The organism is Bacteroides helcogenes P 36-108, assembly GCF_000186225.1.
Classification (GTDB): domain Bacteria; phylum Bacteroidota; class Bacteroidia; order Bacteroidales; family Bacteroidaceae; genus Bacteroides; species Bacteroides helcogenes.
The window spans coordinates 2,590,566-2,607,758 of record NC_014933.1 but is presented as its reverse complement, the minus strand read 5'-3'; the positions used below and the strand labels follow the sequence as shown (position 1 = coordinate 2,607,758).

The following is a 17,193-nucleotide window of genomic DNA, read 5'->3' as shown; positions in this document are numbered from 1 at the left end:
TAATGGTGCTTAACTATGGAATCATATATTCATAGCATTACCCCCTAAAGCACCAATTATTGCTGAAGCTACAGCAATCACAACTTTCAAAATTTTATCCCAAACACTTTTTTTCATATCGATTTTTTATCTTTAGTTTTGCTGCATCCTCTCTATCCCAATGGATTTTCATTTTCATCACCGCCGGAAGCGCCACCCGGATTACCGGCATCTGTCCCGCCTTCCTTAACTTTACGGGTCCATTTCTCAAACTCTGCACCTTGAATCAATGCGCGAGTAGTGCCAATAGCAGCCGGGCGAGTATATTCCGGAGTAAACTGGCAACGCAAAGCGGTCACCTGATTAGGATTCACCTCCTCCTTTGAAACCCCTTTTCCACGGGTACGGGCTTTCATCGTAAACGTACCCAGACCATCCAGACGTACCGTACGGCTATTCAGCAACTGCTGACGCATCACAGACAACAGATTCCTAATCACATTATGTACATCACCCGGTGTCAATGAAGACTTCTCCGCAATGCTTTCAGCCAACATTTGTGAATCGACTACTCTTCCTATTTTCTTCAAACTTAAATGCCACAGTTTTGCACCATCTTTCGTCGCAATAGACGACTGTCTCGGATAATAAAATAAAGGCATAATCTTTTTTCCTTTTCAAATTTTAATTCAACATCTTTTTAATTCTCATTTTGTTGATCAACGATGCAAAGGTGAGGATATATACGGGTATAAACAAAGAAAACAGCTCCTACCGGGCTGTTTTCTGAGAATATTATTTAAAGCACTGATACTATGCAGTTTCTATGCCATGCACTCTTTTATCTTTTCCACAATATAGTGTACGTCTTCATCCGTCACCCACGGACCGCTGGGCAGGCACAAACCACGCTTAAACAAGGCTTCACTCACACCGTTCACATAAGAAGGACTCTGAACATAAACCGGCTGCAAGTGCATAGGCTTCCATAAAGGACGGCTCTCGATACCTGCCTTATCCAGCCATAGGCGCATGGCTTCCACATTACGGTTAGGCTCGCAAGAGGTATGCACACTTTGTGCATCGTGGGTAACACCTGCAGCACCACCTACAGCACCCTGAACTGTCTCGCGGTAAGCATCCTCCTCACCTTTCACAGGCAGGTTCTCATCTAAAAGAACCGTATTCAGCCAGTAATTGCTGTCATAACGCTCCGAAGGATTCTCATGCAGGGTGATACCTTCTATATCCTGCAGTAAATCCCTGTACAAACCACAGACATGCCTGTGATGGGCAACGTGCTCATCAGCCACCGTCATCTGGCCACGACCGATACCCGCACAAATGTTACTCATCCGGTAGTTATAACCTATCTGTTCATGCTGATAATAGGGGTAAGCCTCACGGGCCTGGGTGGCATAGAACATGATCTCTTTCTTGGCATCCTCACCGGAACAAATCAGCGCACCGCCACCGCTGGTGGTTATCATCTTATTACCGTTGAAGCTCAGGACACCATATGTACCGAACGTACCGCACACTTGCCCGTCAAACCTACTGCCAAAGCCCTCGGCGGCATCCTCGATTACAGGAATGTCATACCTGGCAGCTACAGCCAGGATCTCGTCAATCTTGCCGGGCATGCCATAAAGATAGACAGGGACAATCGCTTTTGGCTTCCGGCCCGTCTTCCCGATACGGTCTTGAATCGCTGTTTCCAGAAGCACAGGATCCATGTTCCAGGTATCCTCCTCGCTATCCACAAATACGGGGGTAGCACCGAGGTACGTTACCGGATGGCTTGAGGCACAAAACGTAAAACTCTGCACTATCACCTCATCGCCCTGACCCACTCCACAGGCCAACAAAGCCAGGTGCACCGCTGCCGTACCGGCACTCAATGCGACCACTTTCTTGTTCCGGCCTACAAAATGTTCCAGATCCTGCTCGAAGGCATTCACGTTCGGACCGAGTGGAACCACCCAGTTCGTATCGAAGGCTTCCTGTATGAAGCCCATTTCCTTGCCGCTCATGTGAGCAAGGCAAAGATAAATTCTCTTATCCATAAAATATATGTGATTGTTCTAATGATGCGGTTTCCTCACGTAGTGGGGAATGAAAAGAAAGGAAAGAAGCTTATAAATCTTTGCCAAGTATGGTGTAAATGATGATTTTGATGTCATGCCAGAAAGACCAATTATCCAAATATTCAATATTTATCCGTACCTTATCCGGGAACAATACCTCATCATTATATTTTTGAGGATTCTCCTGCTCCGCCAATATCTCTTCCTCATTCCGGTATTTTAAACTTGCAGGCCCTGTAATGCCGGGTTTCAAAAGAAGTAGCCGCCTATTCTCTCCTTCAAGTTTGTCAGCATAGCCGGGAACATCGGGACGGGGGCCGACGAAACTCATGTCACCTATCAATACATTCCACAATTCCGGCAATTCATCTAACTTGTATTTCCGTAACTTGGCCCCCAAAGGGGTAATACGGCTCTCGCCTTTTACAGATACGGAGCTTCCCGAATGGCTGACAGTCATAGATCGGAATTTGTACATGGTAAACAATTTCCCGTGTCGTCCCACCCTTCTCTGCTTAAAGATTATAGGACCACCGGGCATCTTGATACGAATCAAAACGGCCACCACAAGCAAAATGGGAAATAAAAAAAGTAGTCCCAAAAGCGATGCTCCCCGGTCAAATACAAATTTAAAAAACATAATTTATGATTGTAAGCAAGTGTTCTTTTCTTCTGAAAAAGCTTAAAAAAATATCATTTAATAGTAAGCGTCCAAAACCTGCTACACACCACTTAGGACAGATGCCTGAGGACATCTGCCAAAATCTTGGAACACGATTTTTAATATTTATGAGTTGATTGCAAGGGAGTACCGTCAAAATCATCACGACCGTCATTACGGCCCTTGGTATTACGCTGCATACGGATGCCTTTCCGGCTCTTGGAACTGCCATAATGTCCACCCCTTACTACTCCGAGAGCATCTCGCAGGTCACGGTTCTCCTTCAGTAACAGGGCAATCTCTTTATGCGCAGAAATCAGTTGATTATGCAATTCGGAAATCTCGGCAAGAAGCTTGCCTGCATGAACCCAGCTCGTACAGAGAGCCCCCCCCTTGACCTGTCTTGATGGCACGGAGCTCGGACAGAATCTGTTCATTCATCCGGTCTTTATCCAACAATTGTTGGTAGAGGAATTTACAATAGCGGCGAGGTTCGTCTTCAGCCCTGAAATGGTCAGCATAAACCCTCCAGCTTCTCTACCAAATCTTTCAAGCCAAGGTAGTCTAAATTGCATTGGCGAAGATGAAGACCAACGCGCGTTTGAATAGTCACCATAATTGAAGACCCTCAATACACACTGGAACCACCTTCTTCTGACGTTTGCGTAACCAGTCATAAAAGCACTTATAGGGAATACCATGCTGAGCACAATAGGAATTAATCGAAATTCCCTTGGGGTGACCCTCAGTAGTGTAGAGGAACCACAACTTCTCGAAATCTGTATTACTGTACATAACTATATATTTTTGGTACAGAACAAAGATAGAGTGGTTAAGCATTAAAGGCAATACGTCTTTTTTGGACGCTTACAAACCTTCTTAAACTTTTATTTCAATCATTTTTCAACAGGACTAAATTTACCTAAATATTTTTTGGAATACAAATCCTCGAACCCAATTTGGCATTACTATCTGCACGCAAAATCGGACAAACACATTGAAACAATATCGAGGGAAGCTAATTAAATTATTATCAAGCATCAATTTTTGGATTCCTTTCTCACTCTCAAAATATTTTCTTCCTCCCCTACGTGTATATTGATCTGCACCAGAACGAACATTAACCAATATATCCGGAATATTGGCAAATTTACATCCACCAATCATCATACGAACCCACAGGTAATAGTCCTCATTCCAGAACCAGTCCTGATAATTACCAACTCGAAGGATTTCTGAACGTTTGAACATAACCGTAACATGATTCAAACCACAACGAGTTTTCATGTATGATTTGATATCATCATTAGCGAATGGAACTGTTCTAATTCCAACAATATTATCGAGCGAGTCAATGAACTCCGTCATTCCACCGCCAACAATACTTAATGTAGGATCTGATTCCAAAGCTTTTATTTGTTTTTCAAATCTATCTGGTACAGAAACATCATCACTATCCATTCGAGCAATGATTTCATTAGCAGCTATTTCAACGCCATCCCTCAATGCTTTGCCAAGACCTTCATTATTGGATTTCCACAGAGGCTTTATATATGGTATTTCAGAACATAGATTTTTGATCTCTGCCCCCAAAACTGCAGGCACAGAACCATCAACTACAAGAATAATCTCATCTGGCTGCAGAGTTTGTTTAAAAGAAACACTTTCTACTGCCATTCTTAAATATTCTGGACTATCATTTCGATAGACTGACATTAAAACAGAGATTTTGCTCATATCCGATAAGTATTAAAATATTTTCCTTAATTTCAACACTTGTTTAAGTATCCAATACATTTTGAAATGCATCAAGTACACAATCAATTGAACGTATTTAGGAAATTCTTTTAGATATTTGTTTTTCAAATATGCAGGAAACATCAATTCTGCTTCTGAAACTGAAGCAATCCACTCACTTCGAGGTTGTTTGCTTAACAATGTTAGTCCGAGAGAATACAAATACTCATGAATGAATAAAGCTTCTATTTCAAAAGGATAATTAATGTGCAGTCTGTCATACACTACTTTGAATGCAACTTTTGTATTGTTTACGTCAACCAGCGAATCATTATGCATCAATGACCCCTCTTCCATAACATAATAATAAAGGTATTTGTCAACATATATAATATTAGTGCAATTAACTATTGCAATTTTTGTAAATGGCATATCCTCGTTATGCTTCATCGCAAGAAATTGTATGTGTTGCTCATCAATTATAGATTTCAAATATATCTTACCCCATGGAGCACCTCTCGAAAATAACATAGCTCTTTCAGGAGATATATTACCACCTTTTTCTCCATTTATGACAGTAGATTGTGGCGTTTCTTTATTACCATCCTTAATTATAAAATCAAATATTATACATTCATTTTGCAGATTCAGCAATGGCTGTATTGTAGGAAAAAAATCATCAGCGAAATAATCATCAGCGTCCATGAATGTAACATACTCGCCTGACGCAAACTTCAAACCATTATTACGAGTTATACCTGGCCCAGAGTTTTCTTCATTCTTGAAAATTTTTAAATTAAGAACACTGCTTTTTGCAAACTCTTGCAATCTCACATAAGAATTATCTGTAGAACAGTCGTCAACTACTATAAGCTCCAGTTCATGATGATTCTGCGCCTCTATCCTTCGCAACCCAAATTGAAGCTTGCTATACGAGTTGTAGCAAGGTATAATGATGGAAAATAAAGGCATAGAAATTATTTGAAAAAGATTCTAAGAAGAGAAGAAACTGTGGTAACACCGATTATGGAACATGCAATTCTGACAACTGCGTATTTACCTCCTTTCATCAAAGGAAGTTTTGCATTAAGTTCTTCTTTCAGCTCTTTTATCCACTGATGATTCTTAAAATCTTTTAAAGAGAGAATAATACCGAAAACGAGAGAGGCCTGTCTTACAGACAGCAAATTGTTAGCTTCAATAGAAGTTGATTTTAATTTGTCAAACTCTTCTATGATTCTTAGTTTATCAAATTCTCTTTTGATATTTGGAGCTGAAACAATTGAGTCTGGTCTATTTGTTCTATAACAATAGAAACCAATATTCAGCAATTTCACAGAAGATGCTTTTATGAAAACAGAAGGCACCCAAAGTTCATCCTCATGAAGAATGCCTGTTTTGAAATAAAGGTTGTTTTCTAAAAGAAAACCTCTATTTATTATAATCAGCCAAGCTGCAAACCAAAACTCGTCTATTATATTTAACTTCGAAAAACATTCTATTGTCGAGAGATATGTTATTTCGTCATAGTTCACCTGATTAAGCGTCAAACCTTCGTTATTGCCATAAAAGCTAATAGAGCGCCCCATGAAAAAATCAACATCTGCGATTGAAACAGCAGACAAGACCTGTGCTAAAGTATCAGGAGCAAGATAATCGTCCGAGTCAAGGAATAGCAGATACTCACCTTTAGCGTTTCTTATTCCAGTATTTCTTGCTTCAGATAATCCTTTGTTTGTTTGATTAACAAGTGAGATGAATTCATATTTAGAAACAAAATCTTCACATATAAACAAAGATTTATCCTTAGAACCATCGTTGACTAAGACAACTTCAACACCAGAGCAATATTGCTTCAAAACACTTTCAATACATATTGGTAAGTATTTTTCCACATTATATACAGGCACTATTATTGACAATAATATACTATCACACATATGAATATCGTTTATCCCTTTTCAAGTAAAAATATAGTGCAAATGTAACATAGTAGTTAACGAAAACACCAGGATTATAACCTAATAGAATTGCTTTCATCAACAGAAAAGCATAGGCAACAAAATTGAACACCACAATTGATTTGATTTTCGTATTGTCTGTCATTAAAAAAGGTTTGCCTATAAAACTAGCGAATTTCAATAAAATAACACCTGACATTAATATACCAAATTCCCAAAAGAGGTTATAATAACCTATATCAGTTCTAAAACCTAATTCATGTTTTGTATCATAGACGTAGTGTCCAGATCCAAAAATATATTCAAAATAATTGTCTGGAAGACTCACAAAATTACTTAAAAATGTAGCATCCTCCATTTGCATTGAGTTCGAAGCCCCAGATTCAAATACCATATAATACATTTCCAAAAAATCTGAGCAAATCCATACTAGAGTAGCGTTATCAGATCGAACACCCATCTCAAGAATAACAGGAAAGAACACTTTTAATATATACAACAACAACGAAAGCACACCTATTGAAAATAAAGCCTTTAAGAAGGTCCCTCCCTCAAAAATAAGCTTCAAAAATACAGCAATCACTAAAACGAAAAGCCCAGTTCTCGCATTAATTGCTGTAGTAAACACAAGTAGTGCAATACATAATAATCTATATTTGACTCTTCGAGGCCAACCTATTAGCACCATATAACCAGCAATTAGACCAATACCATAACCAAAAGTATCAATTAGGGTCATACTGAAACCATAGCCTCTTCTCTCTAAAAAAAAGTCGTTGTCATAAAGAGCTCTATCACCAAAGAACATAAAAGCAGTCCTAATTGGTGGTACAAAAAATGCAATTACAGCACATCCCCCTTGTAGCAAACCTGCAAGTATTAGTAATCTGAATGCATCTGCCAAACCATAGTTTCTTTTTTCAAACTGCAAAAATAGATAGAAGATGAATAAAAATTGGAAATATGAAAGTACCATCAACTGATTAAAACACCTTAATCGAGTCGCAGTTAAATCACGGGCGTCGATAAAAATAATATCTATAACATTGATAAATAGAAAATACACAAATATACCGATAAAAAATCGGTAAATATTTTTAATTTTGCTCTCAAATAATATGTAATTTTTGTAAGCCTTAACATCCTCTTTTGAAAGAAGAAAAAATGTAACCAGCCCCAATATATATATAAAATTTATCGGAAAAAATGGTGGTTGAAATATCGCTAAGAATAGAAATAGGACTAATTTGAAATCCTTTACAACAATCATATTATTAAACAAATATCTTTAATTCTATTTAAGACAACCATTCGTATTCCACACAAATACCCGAATTTGAGCAATCATGTATTATTATCTTTTCTTAAACAAAGATTTTAGATGATAAGAAAAGTAATATTTGAAATAAATGGAAATAGGAGATTTTCCCGATGCAAAAGATGCATTAAGTTCCGAATAGAAAAGTGGCATTCTATTATCCATGTCACGCCTCATTCTATATTTGGCACAACGATAGCATTTTGGATTCAAAGAAAAAGAGAATGTTGACATACTTTTTACCAAACAGCTATTAGCATGCATTCCCCTATATCCCACAAATTGCTCGCTGTATTCACCTAGACAACTACATTTTGCTTTCGCCCTCCAACAGTCCAACCCTTTCTCATCCACCATTAATCTTTTTGCAGGCAAATTATTAACACAAGATTTGAGGTATTCGAATGAAGGTTCTTTTAATTGCGTCAATTTACTATTTAAGATTTCAAAACAAATTGCATTATCAAAAGAATTATCCACCATATATTCTGCATTGATAATGTTTAAGCGAATAAACAAATCATGTAAACGACTATTTTTTGAATTTGCTTCCTTCTGTGCGACTTTGTTAAATACCTTGAACTGTTTATTAAATATTATTGATAAGACGCTTATATGAAAAGAATCTGTGCAGATATAAGATGCACTTTCAATTAAGCTAATCAGTTGACCAGGAGTGCAGTCTGGAATATTAGCATACTCATTATCCTCAGATTGAGTGCAATGCATGACTAAAGGTATTAGACCCTTCAAATTAGCTTGATTCATAGCTATCCGGAAACTTTTTGTGTTATTGGCAAGGAAGAATATAAGCATATAATTTTCCGAAGGGAGCGCAATGTCTTCTTTTATACACTGCCATTCTTCCATATTTAACAAAAAGACTGGATCTAATACATTGACAACATCAGTGTGTGACGTAATATTTTTCACTATTTCACATCCAGATTGTTCTCTTACAGAAACCTTTGGGAAACGCTCAATCAAGGGTGCCATTAAATCTTTTACTGCATTGTCTTTAATATTAGAAACACCTATACTAGGAGCATATGCGATTAAAGCATTTGGATTTTCAACAAAGTCTAAAAAAAAACGACTGTCAAACCATTCTGGTCCCCATATCTGATCACTGCCACATACAAAACCATCGTATTCGTTGTTCAATCTGTAGAAATCCTGATTGGCATGGCATGGTTTTGTATATTGAAAATATTTATCGAAATAAGAACCGAAAGTTTCCTTTTTAAAGCTGAAAAATATTTTATTTTTCAGCTTTGCTGATATACGATGCGTGAAAGATAAGAATTGCTCATGTAACAACCGATTTTTTAATGGGGAAGAGGTGATGCGATGATAATTGACCATGTCAACATCGCAGCCCAGTTTCTTTAAAACAGTTGAAAGAGCATAAGCCTGAAACGCAGTTCCGTAATTATTAACATGATGCCATGTCATTAATGCAATTTTTTTCATGCTGTTTTCAAAAACTTGTTATGTAGTCCACTACTGACTTTGAAGCTGTACCATTTTCCAAAACGCCAATTTCTTCAAAGAATATCGTTAATGAATCATCGTATGTTTTATTATCAAAATCTAATATCAGAGTTCTTAAATTATCATTAGTGTCTGCCATAGGGTAAGGCAAAGATTTGAAGTCACGATAGAAATCCCGTGATTTAGTATATGATTCCAAATCTGGCGTATATAAGAATACGGGTTTTCTCATTAACGAGAATTCAAACATACAATCAGAATAGTCAGTTATAAGCACATCACTTGCAGCAAAGAGTTCTTGAATGTCATCATAGGAAGAAGCATTAATGATTGTATTCGAATACTTCATAAAAGAACACTGGTCTGCAATGTTTGGATGCAATCTTATCAATACCTTCCACTCGCCCCCAAACTTGTTCTGTAATGTAAGAATGAGTTTCTCAAAGTCGATATTATATGGAGTTACGCTTCTGTCATCTCTAAACGTTGGAGCATATAGTAATGTCTTATATTTACTGTCAATTTCAAAAAATTCAGATACCTTTTCTTTATAATTGAAATCTTTGAAGAAAATATCATTTCGAGGTGAACCCCATTCTTTCACTTCTCCATCGTACCAAAACGACATATTATATAAACGAGTTCTAATTTTACAACCAGACAGCATCAAATCAGTCATGGCTCCATCATGAATTGCAGAAAATATATAATCTTTTGACAATGTCTGAATCGCATCTTTTTCCATCTTTTTCAGAGGAACAAAACCATGCCAAGTTTGAATATAGCACTGCTTTTCACTTTTATAAATGAATTCCTCTTTTCTGGTGTTATCTATCCAAAAACGAGCGGTTGCAAGTTCAAACAGTTCACGGAAGGATCCTCTTTCTACTGTTCTGATGCCCTTGGGAAAAGTATATGACGTTCCTCTGTTAACTATCCATACGAGGTCATAGTTCAATTTTCTGTTTAGCAATTCAAGAGCTATATACTTTGGATTATCGCCAAATCCCCTACCCAAAAAGTTTTCAAAAACAATCTTCTTTTTATTAACGTAGAGAGAGGATATTAACTTCATTAATCTATTTCCGACTCTCCTTATTATATAATTCTTACCATGATAATAAGTACTCCTTACACCTTTCGTTTTAGCAAATCCAACAGCTGTTCCAATTAAATCTCCCAGATTGTCGCCAAATAAATTCTTATATTTCCTTTTAATTTTTACAACTTTCTTCTGTTCTTCTGTTAGCCAACTAGCATCTGCATAATGAATAATATAGAGATTAGGATTCTTTGTTATAACACCAGTCTCCCAATCCGTTGAGAAAAAATACTCTTTTGCATATACTTTAATCCCATGTGAAAGAAGTTGTGTCTGTCCATTCATTTGGAGAGAATAGTTATCAACAAGTACATTTTTTGTAACAACATTAATTGTGGTTAAATCTAATTCTCCATTTGACATAACAAAAGAATGTGAATGATAATAATTCATCAAATCCTTCAAAACAGGATGTCCCTTTTCTGCGCCAAATGTTGGGATTGTCATGTTTACTGGCCCAAAGCCAAAATAGGCGCTATCATTCAGAAGATTATCAAAACTACGTATAACCTCTGTGTCAGTTTCTAAAAATATACCACCATGATGATAGACTGCATAATAACGAACATAGTCAGCGACAAATGCCCATTTTTTTGTGTCATAGGCTTGTTCTACGTATGCGCATGAGTGTATATCAAAATTGCTTTCATTCCATTGTACTATTTCAAAGTCAGGAAGATATTCTTTCCAACTATCGATACATTTTTTTGCAGTATCAGGCAATGGTTTGCCTCCGAACCAGCAATAATGTATAATTTTCGGTATCATAACATTACATATTTTGAGACTATTATATCTGCTAAAACGTCAAGACTGTCTATGTATTCAACTTTACTGCTATTTAGCTGAAATACATTGCTAATATCTGTGCATCCACCAATAATGCAATCTATGTCTGATGTATTTATATAGTAGTCGCACACCTTCTGGAACCAATTTGCAGGATGCTCAACTTCTGTTTCTCTGTTTGCAAAACGATATATGTTTTTGGCATTGCAGATACCCTTTGTCACCCATTCTTGTATTTCATCATTTGGATATACTACCTCTGTAGAAGATGCATACTTTTCGAAACTTCTTTCGTATAGTTTGTATTTGCGCAAACCTGCGGTACACATAACAAGAGCCTTCTTTATGCCCATCTCATCTGAGCGCCTTGCTACCTCGTCAATGATGTTGATGAATGGGAGATCTGTTTTTTGCGACAATTCATCAATTGCGTAGTGCGCGGTATTGCAACACATACACAATTCCGTGCATCCCATTTTTTTTAATTTCTTACCAATATTTACATAGTCTGAAATAAAGCTTTCACCTTTGCCTTCAAGATACATACTCCTAGAAGGTGCTTGAGTTGCTTGCCATACAATCATTTCTGGATGATGAGCATCTCTGAAAGCGCCGTTTCTAGTGTATTTTTCTTCGATCAATTCAAGCAGTCGATTTGTTGCAGCTACCCCATTTCCACCTATTATCCCCAACATATTTTTTGTTTTTTATTTTCTTTTATGTACTACAGAATTAAAACTATTAAAAAACAATACTTTTGCTTGTTTCATATGTTTGTGCTTAGAATATAAAAGTAGGAAAAGTAAGTTCGGGATAATAATACAGTTCAAGCCTCTGATTATAAGAGTATAAATTTTATTAAGTCTAAAAATTGAATCAACGAAATTACACAAACACATAGTAATGAGTGCAACTGCAGCGATTGCTAAAATATAGACCATTTGCTCGCAAATAAATTTAACAAAACTTTTATTTTTAAAATAGTAATGAAATACGATATAACCGCCGTAGCCATTCCCTAATAACAATAATGTAATTATTGTAGCAATCAAAATACCATTAATACCAAAATAAAAGCCCAATGTAAAATTCAAAATCAAATTAGCAACAGCCTCAATAATAACACGATATCTTCCATACCACCACAACCCAGCTGCGTCTTTATAAAGGGCGACGATATCTGCGGCATTGAGAAGAGTAAAATATAAGCAGAATAATAAAACACTGCTCATTGAGAGCATCAAACTATTGCCAACCCACAAATCCATAAACGGTTGATATAGACAAACCAAACAAGTAGTACACCATCCTGAAATCCACGAATATATAAAATACATCGAACAAAAATCATTATAATTTTTATCTAATGGCTCTTTCGCAACACTATTGCCAACAGAGGCCCTGATAGAATTCGGAATAAGATATAAGAATTCATGAACAGATATCATTATATAATAATAGTTGCTGTAAATGGCAATGGAAGTTAATCCAAGATACATTGAGATAATAATACTATCAAATGTATTTCGAGAAGATGAGCAGATCTTCTGAAGAGCGATGCCTTTTACATGTTGTCTTATCTGACCTTTAACATCTTCAGAAATTTTGCCTTTGCAGAATAAATCAGGATAGAGTTTGCTTGCTGATTTATCAATACACAGATTCTCAATAAATGTACAAATAGGATATATAGCAATAAATAAATAAAAATTACCTAATAAAAAAAGAATTAATATTTGAGCTAAATATAAAAAAAGAGATACAAATGAATTTATGTTACTTACAATATCACTACGCTGATATGCTGTTAATAATGCTCTTTTTTCCGCAAATAAAAAATACCCCAAAGATGTATTCAAAAGATATAACAAGTACAATAAATACAAATTAATATCAGAAGGAACTTCGCCCTTGATTAAATATTTAAAAAATGGAAGAAGAGTCAAACCAACTGTCAAAAGTATTACCCCAATAACTCTGAACCATTTTTTGTATACAGCTAAGAGTGCTCTAATTTTCACTTTATCATCATCTGCTATAGGCTTATACATACTATAAACCAAAGCACTGCTAATTCCCAATTCTGACAAATTAAGAACCATCAGAATCGAGGAAAACAAGCTATTAAGGCCTAAATACTCACTTCCGAGAGCATATATTATTGCAGTTCTTGAAATAAAAGGAAATAATATCAATAGAACCTTGTTTATTAAACCAGCAAAAATATTTCTAGTGCTATTATTGAGTCTGCTATCCATAAATAGAATACAATTTTCCGAAACCTATTTTTTCAACTTTCTTTTTACAAAATCGCATACTCTCATCAAAAAAACTAATACATTATTCACAAAAGTAGGCATATTGTAATCTATCCATTGAATTGGTGTAATCTTTGCATATTTCTTTATCAAAGCATCAATAGGAACACCTGAGTAAAAATTCTGCATAAAACTATCTCTATCCTTGTTGCCAAAGACTGATCTAACCAATTTTGGGTTATATAAAATTTCCTGTCTATAGTCTGCCGCATGAACGTTCATACTTATCACTAATTGTTTGCCTATCTCTATACCTTTAGGAGTATTGCACACAATATCAGATCCAGTTCGGCTATGGCTAAGCAATTTTCGTCTTTGAGGAGACTTGAAATCTGCTAATGTTATATCAGAATCATTGTGCGATGAAAACTTGCAATCTGCACAAGACTTTCTCATATGGAAACCATAAACAAAAGCGTGATGGTAATAATCTCTATTCACAAGCACTTTCTTTCCATCTGCAAATACATACCCAGTGCAGTTTGAGTTTACATGATCAATTATATACTTTTTCTCTCTAAACGAAATTTTTATTAGGTTTAACTTATATTTATTTTCTAAATGTTTTATCCAAGCTTTGAATACATGAGGAGCCCCTTGACCATGACAAGCGAAATCAATAGTTATCAATTTTTCGTAATCCCTTTTTAGGAAACATTTAAGACCCGCTATTTGACAAGGTGTTCCTGAAAAAATAACAGTTCGATTCCCATTTAAGAATGCTTTTACATGCTTGAATACCATATTTGGATTAGCCGCCACATATTTACTTCTTCTAAATGGAGCCATATTCTCAACTCCTTCAACATAATCCATAACAACATTAAAATCGTCATCCCATCGTGCACCAAATATTACTGGATTTTCATCTTGATATAATCGGCATATTTCACTAAAAGCACCTCCGCTAGTGCTTTCCTCCCATAGCTTTCTATCTTTAGTAGTGCCTGCATAGTATACCTTCTCTCTCTTTGCCATATCATTACCTTTCCTCAGAGGGCATACTTCTAAACACAAATTGCAATTTATACAATTCTCATCACCCAAATACAGAGGGTAGTAATATCCACCATCTGTATTTGGTATCATCTTTATATTATGTTTGGGACATATTGCTTCGCAGGCGCTACAACCACAGCAATCTTCATCCTTTTCAAATAAAATCATTGTTTACTAAAAATTAAGATACAATTCGGTTTAAGTAGTCTAATCTCCAAAATCCATCTTCACCAAATCTAAGCTTTGTCAAACTTAAATTATCAAATCCTATCTTATTAACCATAATCTCATCAAAACCAAGAATCCTATACATCAAACATCTGAATAAATTAGCATGACCAACTACCATGACCTTTTGCAAGTTGCTATTCAGAATATTTTCTGCAATATAATTATAGATTCTTTCTGCAGCGTCTTTTTGCGCTTCACCTCCTGGTGGCATAAAACGAACTCCCTTTATTCTCATTTCTGCGATAACCCTTTCAGTCATCACACAACGTCGTTCTTTGCCTTCCCATTCGCCTTGAGAAACTTCTTGCAAAGAGTCTGAATATATAATAGGGGTATCCTTCCATAAACCAGCTTCTTTCAATCCCAGTAGAGATTGCTTCGTTCTCAATGATGAAGAGCAGTATATTTTATCCACAAGGAAACCTTGTTCTCTTAAGATTCTCCCTATAGACAACGAATGAACAATACCCTCATCTGATAGCGATAGGTTTTCTGTGCGACCACTAACCAAGGACGAATCCCATATGGTTTCAGCATGCCTTAGTAGGAAAATCTCAATCATATGTGCAAGTTATTTGCTGTTCGTTTTTGAGGATATCTTTGCCTTCAGTTCCGAAGATGAAACACCATCAGTTCGACCCAATACTAAGTGTTCCTTCCCATTCTCCTCGCACCATTTCATTGCACGCTGAAAACCAGCGTGTATTTGGTCAGGCCCTGTTACAAAGATATCAAAATCAATATTTTTCACCAACTCATCAACATCGGTATAAACGACAACTTCATCCACATAGCGTATTGACTGCACCATGAGGCATCTGTCCTCTGTTGAGTTAAGTAGTTTAGTATCCTTGTACTTATTAACCCAGCCTCCATCTTGAACAGCGACAACAAGATAATCTCCTAAACCTTTCGCTCTACGAAACAGCTCAGCATGACCTTTGTGTATCAGATCATAGACACCAACTGTCAAAACTTTCTCGTGTTTTCTTTGCTTCACATACGTAAGTTCTACATTATCAGGAAGTACCTTACCATTTTTTTCGCACAATACTTTGAAACGTTTAAAGTCTTTTTGTCTATGTGCTATCATCCATTTGTAGTAAACGTTAGAAGGCAGAAGGTCTTGTAAGCGCTGTGAGAGATGTGTAAATATGCGAACTACTTGCTTGTTCTTATATTGAATGGGTACAACCCAATTGCCATATTGAAAGGTCAGATATTCGTCTAACTCTGAAGGAACATTAAGCATCATGCCTCTGAATTCCCATTTGGTTGTATCTTGCAGATATTGTTCAAAAATAAAATCAGAGCCTCCAGTATGTCGAACATTGGATGCTATTTTACGAAGAATAAAGATTTTTATATACTGCTTATCTTTTCTTAGATAATACAATCCTCTTCGTTCATAACGTATTACTTCAAAACCATCTGCAACAATCGCCCAAAGCTCATCTTTGAAGCGCTCTTCGTCTTCTTTTAATATATAGATGCAGAGATTATTAGCCCAAGAGAGATATCCATCGTTGCGAACAATACCAATCAGTGAACTGAAGGCAGGCCCCCAGTTTATTCCAAGCTTATTAAAATGAGTATAGAGAACGCGAAAGCATGATGTCATGACCTCATCATCAAGGTGTGCTTCATTAATGTTAAAGCAACGCTGCTTGTAAGGCAGCAAGCCCATTGTAGTTTTAATGAAATTCATAATCAGCAACAATTAATAAAAGCCTGTCAGGCTAATAACACAAGAGAGTGTACAATCTCTCTACTATGTACAGTATAGCGCAATTGGTTCTTAGATTTGGAATAATCTGAATCCATCATGAATCAGTATATTGTGATCTTTTAGTAGGATTGCATGTAAGCATCCAAAACCTGGTACACACCACTTAGGACAGATGCCTGAGGACATCTGCCAAAATATTAGAACATGATTTTTAATATTTATTAGTTGATTTGAGACCTATAGTCTGCGGAAGCAAGTTCTCATAATCGACCCTTCCGGCTTGGAGTTCTTTCATTACCCTTCGGAAGTAATCCCTGAACGAGATACCCATTTACTTACAGGTCTCAATAAATGTATAATAGGTTGCCGAGTTCAACAGAAAGTAACGAGCCTTCTCACAACCCTGATCCAAAGCTTTCTTGAACTTGGCCCGAGCATGAACAAGACTGCAAAGATGCTCGATATCTATCAATTCTTCATCAAGAATCTGTTCATTCATCCGGTCTTTATCCAACAATTGTTGGTATAGGAAATTGCAGCAGCGACGAAGTTCGTCTTCAGTCATATCAAAGGAGAGAGCATGTCAGGCATGAAAATATAGACATCTCCAATAAAAGGATCGCGATGATAGCGCATTCTGATGATTTCGGAAATACGAGGAGCCTTGCAACGCATATCATGAAAATCCGGAAGAGAATAAAAGTTCTTCAGCCCTGAATTGTCGCCATTTACTTACACAAAGAGACACAGAGTTTTCAACACGTTTATTTCCTGTTTAAATACTTCCG

The 17,193-nt window shown here is 36.4% G+C and carries 16 protein-coding genes and 1 pseudogene; all 17 read right to left on the bottom strand.

Going from position 1 to position 17,193, the window contains the following annotated elements:
* Positions 1-21: 21 nt before the first annotated feature.
* Complete coding sequence (locus tag BACHE_RS17595; RefSeq protein WP_013547693.1) at positions 22-117, bottom strand: smalltalk protein; 96 nt, start codon at positions 115-117, stop codon at positions 22-24.
* A gap of 35 nt (positions 118-152) precedes the next feature.
* Positions 153-641, bottom strand: a complete 489-nt coding sequence (locus tag BACHE_RS10565; protein WP_013547692.1) for an HU family DNA-binding protein — start codon at positions 639-641, stop codon at positions 153-155.
* 162 nt (positions 642-803) lie between these two features.
* Complete coding sequence (locus tag BACHE_RS10560) at positions 804-2,045, bottom strand: DegT/DnrJ/EryC1/StrS family aminotransferase (protein WP_013547691.1); 1,242 nt, start codon at positions 2,043-2,045, stop codon at positions 804-806.
* A gap of 70 nt (positions 2,046-2,115) precedes the next feature.
* Positions 2,116-2,706: a sugar transferase gene (locus tag BACHE_RS10555; protein WP_013547690.1), complete on the bottom strand. Its 591-nt coding sequence runs from the start codon at positions 2,704-2,706 to the stop codon at positions 2,116-2,118.
* Between the two features lie 140 nt (positions 2,707-2,846).
* Entirely contained in the window at positions 2,847-3,164 is a 318-nt protein-coding gene (locus tag BACHE_RS10550; protein ID WP_013547688.1) for a hypothetical protein, read from the bottom strand.
* A 481-nt stretch (positions 3,165-3,645) separates the two neighbouring features.
* A complete protein-coding gene (locus tag BACHE_RS10540) occupies positions 3,646-4,464 on the bottom strand; it encodes a glycosyltransferase (RefSeq protein ID WP_013547687.1) in 819 nt (272 codons plus the stop codon).
* Positions 4,465-4,476: 12 nt separating this feature from the next.
* A complete protein-coding gene (locus BACHE_RS16685; RefSeq protein ID WP_013547686.1) occupies positions 4,477-5,436 on the bottom strand; it encodes a glycosyltransferase in 960 nt (319 codons plus the stop codon).
* Between the two features lie 5 nt (positions 5,437-5,441).
* Positions 5,442-6,404: a glycosyltransferase family 2 protein gene (locus BACHE_RS10530; RefSeq protein WP_013547685.1), complete on the bottom strand. Its 963-nt coding sequence runs from the start codon at positions 6,402-6,404 to the stop codon at positions 5,442-5,444.
* The gene (locus BACHE_RS10525) at positions 6,397-7,695 is read right to left on the bottom strand and encodes a hypothetical protein (RefSeq protein ID WP_013547684.1); all 1,299 of its coding nucleotides are present in this window, start codon (positions 7,693-7,695) and stop codon (positions 6,397-6,399) included. Before BACHE_RS10525 ends, BACHE_RS10530 begins: the two co-directional genes overlap by 8 nt.
* Before the next feature lie 84 nt (positions 7,696-7,779).
* Entirely contained in the window at positions 7,780-9,216 is a 1,437-nt protein-coding gene (locus BACHE_RS10520; RefSeq protein WP_013547683.1) for a polysaccharide pyruvyl transferase family protein, read from the bottom strand.
* Between the two features lie 7 nt (positions 9,217-9,223).
* Positions 9,224-11,107: a CDP-glycerol--poly(glycerophosphate) glycerophosphotransferase gene (locus BACHE_RS16680; protein ID WP_013547682.1), complete on the bottom strand. Its 1,884-nt coding sequence runs from the start codon at positions 11,105-11,107 to the stop codon at positions 9,224-9,226.
* Positions 11,104-11,823: an aspartate/glutamate racemase family protein gene (locus tag BACHE_RS10510; RefSeq protein WP_013547681.1), complete on the bottom strand. Its 720-nt coding sequence runs from the start codon at positions 11,821-11,823 to the stop codon at positions 11,104-11,106. The genes BACHE_RS16680 and BACHE_RS10510 overlap by 4 nt, the downstream gene beginning before the upstream one ends.
* Before the next feature lie 12 nt (positions 11,824-11,835).
* A complete protein-coding gene (locus tag BACHE_RS10505) occupies positions 11,836-13,386 on the bottom strand; it encodes a lipopolysaccharide biosynthesis protein (protein WP_013547680.1) in 1,551 nt (516 codons plus the stop codon).
* Positions 13,387-13,410: 24 nt separating this feature from the next.
* Positions 13,411-14,613 (bottom strand): Coenzyme F420 hydrogenase/dehydrogenase, beta subunit C-terminal domain, encoded by a 1,203-nt coding sequence (locus BACHE_RS10500; protein WP_013547679.1) that lies wholly within the window; start codon positions 14,611-14,613, stop codon positions 13,411-13,413.
* Positions 14,614-14,626: 13 nt separating this feature from the next.
* Positions 14,627-15,238 (bottom strand): histidine phosphatase family protein, encoded by a 612-nt coding sequence (locus tag BACHE_RS10495; RefSeq protein WP_013547678.1) that lies wholly within the window; start codon positions 15,236-15,238, stop codon positions 14,627-14,629.
* Positions 15,239-15,247: 9 nt separating this feature from the next.
* Entirely contained in the window at positions 15,248-16,384 is a 1,137-nt protein-coding gene (locus tag BACHE_RS16675; RefSeq protein WP_013547677.1) for an FAD synthase family protein, read from the bottom strand.
* 232 nt (positions 16,385-16,616) lie between these two features.
* Positions 16,617-16,889, bottom strand: a pseudogene (locus tag BACHE_RS18090) (hypothetical protein); the annotation flags it as partial.
* Between the last annotated feature and the right edge of the window lie 304 nt (positions 16,890-17,193).